The organism is Clostridia bacterium, assembly GCA_028698525.1.
Lineage (GTDB): Bacteria > Bacillota > Clostridia > JAQVDB01 > JAQVDB01 > JAQVDB01.
Genome location: JAQVDB010000128.1, coordinates 1 through 2747 on the forward strand (window position 1 = coordinate 1; position 2747 = coordinate 2747).

At 28.5% G+C, this 2747-nt stretch carries 4 protein-coding genes; all 4 read right to left on the bottom strand.

Translation table 11 applies throughout. The annotated features are described in order from the left end of the window. Positions 1–171: 171 nt before the first annotated feature. From cas6 to cas4, 4 genes are read right to left on the bottom strand one after another with little or no spacing between them, the layout of a single operon-like run. Complete coding sequence (gene cas6 / locus PHP06_11045) at positions 172–927, bottom strand: CRISPR-associated endoribonuclease Cas6 (protein MDD3841076.1); 756 nt, start codon at positions 925–927, stop codon at positions 172–174. A gap of 23 nt (positions 928–950) precedes the next feature. Further along, positions 951–1214: a CRISPR-associated endonuclease Cas2 gene (gene cas2, locus PHP06_11050; protein MDD3841077.1), complete on the bottom strand. Its 264-nt coding sequence runs from the start codon at positions 1212–1214 to the stop codon at positions 951–953. Position 1215: 1 nt separating this feature from the next. After that, positions 1216–2208 carry a type I-B CRISPR-associated endonuclease Cas1b gene (cas1b, locus tag PHP06_11055; GenBank protein MDD3841078.1) on the bottom strand — a complete coding sequence of 331 codons (993 nt, stop codon included), beginning with the start codon at positions 2206–2208 and terminating at the stop codon, positions 1216–1218. 11 nt (positions 2209–2219) lie between these two features. Then, positions 2220–2726 carry a CRISPR-associated protein Cas4 gene (cas4, locus tag PHP06_11060; protein MDD3841079.1) on the bottom strand — a complete coding sequence of 169 codons (507 nt, stop codon included), beginning with the start codon at positions 2724–2726 and terminating at the stop codon, positions 2220–2222. Positions 2727–2747 lie beyond the last annotated feature (21 nt).

The following is a 2747-nucleotide window of genomic DNA, read 5'->3' on the forward strand; positions in this document are numbered from 1 at the left end:
AAATTTCAATTCCAACATGGTCCGATTAATACCCATCATTCTTGGCTATAAATAAGCATTTCACATTTAAGGAAAACATCTCTAAAAAATACTTTTACGGTTTTATTAGGTTTGAAGGTGTTTTTAATTTGTCGACCCCCAAGGATTCTAACATCATTAAGGGTCGACAAATTATTTTTGCTCCGTTATATATCCCATACCTATACTATTATTCTCCCCTAATCCACAATCAACAGCTAACTTTTTTAAGTCACTATCACATTCCATGGTAAAAGGGCAAATATATCCTTTTATTTTAACTCCTTTAAAATCAATTAAATTTCCTCTTTTACTTTTTTTTAAATAATTAGTATCAAATGATATATCTATATCCAAGTGTCCAGGCAGTTTTCCCTTTACAATAAAATATTTTTTCAACAAATTGCTCTTGATATTTTCTATATATTTGTCTTCTGTTATGTGTACTGTCCGTGGTTTCATTACACCGTTTATCTTATCTGCAGTAGTTACTACTATAGGTGATAACACTTTAAACTTTGTTCTATAATCAAAATAATTATTATCCTCAAGATAAATATTATTTATATTAAATGTTTCTTCACCTATTTGCATTTTTCCTTCTTTTATAAGGGAATTGCCTAATGAATTTACAAATTCTTTTACAGGTGAATTCACATATAGCCTCATTTTTCCCTTCTTAATTATCATGTTAGCACCTTGTATAATATACTTATCCGGCATCAAACGCGAATATACAAATAGTTTGAATGTTTTATTTCCTATCTTATAACCTTCATCATGAAGTTGTTTTGAAAAGCCTATATTATGCTTATATATGAGATTATATATTGCTGACGTTATATAGTAATTGTAGTTTAAATTTATACTTTTATTTTTATCAATACTAAACTCTATTTCTAATTTCATTATTCAACCATCCTAAACTATCCTTAAATAAAGTTATCTGTAGCATTTTTTTCTCGCCCCATTATCTCTTTTTTTATCCATCTCTCATTCCTTGCAGTAAAAAATATAATAGAATCTTCTTTTTGATCTACTATTTCCTTGAGTCCATTTTTTATCTTTAACAGTTCGGCCTTTGTTACATTTCCTTCAAAAACAGAATTTTGTATCCATATTAAATGTTTTCTAATAAATTTAAGCACCTTCTGGACTCTTTTTTCACCAACATCATATACTATTAATATATACATTCTACCACCACATCTTTAACCCTTCATAGTTCTCTATATCATTTATGTGTTTTATCAGCTTATAACATTCTAACCTTATCAGTCTTCTGTAGCTAACTTGTCTTTCTAACTCTTTGTGTTTAATTACAGTATTTAGCTTGTCTTCATACTGCTGCATAAAAACTTTCCTTCCCTTTTCATTTAAATGACAAAAGTTTAACTCTTTTGTAAAGTGATTTTGATCTATCATTCCTTCATTTATTAATTTAAATATTGTCCTGTCCGTTATGATTGGCTTGAATACTTCACTTATATCAAGGCTTAATGAAAATCTCCTTTCACCTGGTTCATGAAGATAACTTATAGTTGGGTTTAATTGAGTACGGTATATCTCTGATAATACAGTAGTATACATCAGGCTGTTTCCGAAAGAAATTAATGTATTCATAGGGTTATCAGGTGGTCTCTTTACTCTTTTCTTCATTTTGAACTTTCCCATGGTAATAATACTAAATCCACTGTAATATAGGTCTCTTATTCTCCCTTCAGTTCCCATGAGATCTTGTATTCCGTTTGTATATGGGATTTTTTTTCTTTCTTTCTCAATTTTTAATATAATATCTTCTAATTTCTCATTTCGTCTTGGGTTATAATATTTTAAATTTTTTAGAATATTATAACTTGCAGTATTTATTGTTTCTCTAGCTAATTTTATCCTTTCCACAGGATCTAAATATTTTTTCACTTGATTTACCAAGCTATATCCTGACAATAGATGCTCTCTTGGATATATACTAGATGTATAGAAACCATAATAATTAAATATGTGTACCGTGATGTTATTTTGACCAAAGAAATTCAATACTTTGCTATTAAAATCTACCTCCCCAAAAATATATAGGGCCTCTATATCATTAATAGGAATATATTTTTTCCCTTTTTCGTTTTCTAGACAAATAGTATTGTCTTTCCTTTTTATCCTACCATTACTAAATATATAGTAATTCCTCTTCAAATTTTCCCTCCTTAGCTAAAGCACAATTCATAATAACTGCATTTTTTACATTTTCTCTTTTTTTCTAATGAAGGTGGACTATTGCTTTTCTTGATAGCATATATAAATTTCAATACTTTATCTAATACTTGCCTTTCCTCACCATCAAGCTCTATAATTTCTCTCTTTTTACTTTTAGGATAGTGAACTATGCCTTTAACTTGTTTTATACCTTTGTTTTCAAGATAATAAATATAGTATAATATTTGATATCTTGTAGCATCATTCATAGCCTTTGTAAGCTTAGTTTCATTTATTATTAGCTCCTTATCAATAAAATCCAGGCAAATTTGATTGTCTATCATTATCTCTTTGTTTTTTCTTTTAAAGCTGTTTTTATGTACTTCTTTTCCTATCTCCACTCTAGTAGAATTATGCTCCATAGTTATGCCATGGGTAAAATACCACAGTTTCCTCTTACATATAAAATAATAATTAACTTCGACACCAGTCGCATGCATAGCATCACTAAGCGACATAGGAACACTCCTTTTTTATAT

What these genes read in the sequence shown, in the direction of transcription:
- cas6 (MDD3841076.1), bottom strand. Translation starts at nt 927, where the DNA reads ATGAAATTAGAAATAGAGTTTAGTATTGATAAAAATAAAAGTATAAAT.
- cas2 (MDD3841077.1), bottom strand. Translation starts at nt 1,214, where the DNA reads ATGTATATATTAATAGTATATGATGTTGGTGAAAAAAGAGTCCAGAAG.
- cas4 (MDD3841079.1), bottom strand. Translation starts at nt 2,726, where the DNA reads ATGTCGCTTAGTGATGCTATGCATGCGACTGGTGTCGAAGTTAATTAT.